This is a genomic window from Pseudomonas fuscovaginae SE-1, from assembly GCF_000364705.1.
In the GTDB taxonomy this organism is placed as follows: Bacteria; Pseudomonadota; Gammaproteobacteria; order Pseudomonadales; family Pseudomonadaceae; genus Aquipseudomonas; species Aquipseudomonas fuscovaginae_A.
In genome coordinates this window covers 1-432 of sequence record NZ_AQOH01000241.1, presented here as the reverse complement: position 1 = coordinate 432, position 432 = coordinate 1, and the positions used below count along the sequence as shown (strand labels likewise).

Sequence of the window (432 nt, the reverse complement as noted above, 5' to 3'; positions counted from 1 at the left end):
CAAAGCCGTAGCTCAGCCGGTAGCCGCAGTCTCGTTGCCATGCTTCGGGATGAAGGCATCGAGGTCGGACGTTTCAAAGTCAGAAGATTGATGAAGGAACAAGGGTTGATCAGCAAACAGCCTGGTTCTCATGCGTACAAGAAGGCCACGGTTGAGCGCCCCGACATCCCTAATGTCCTTGATCGCCAATTCACCGTGGCCGCGCCGAACACGGTGTGGTGCGGTGACATCACCTATATCTGGGCACAGGGTCGATGGAGTTACCTGGCCGTTGTATTGGACTTGTTCAGCCGCAGAGTGGTGGGCTGGGCGATGTCCACCAAGCCTGATGCCGAGCTGGTCATCAGGGCGCTCGACAGGGCTTACGAGATGCGTGGCAGGCCTCATGGGGTCCTGTTTCATAGCGATCAGGGTAGCCAATATGGCAGGGGG

At 57.6% G+C, this 432-nt stretch carries 1 protein-coding gene; it reads left to right on the top strand.

The features are described from left to right. Nucleotides 1-432: IS3 family transposase (locus K675_RS0120395; protein ID WP_026145380.1), on the top strand; the 432-nt coding region annotated here is incomplete at both ends.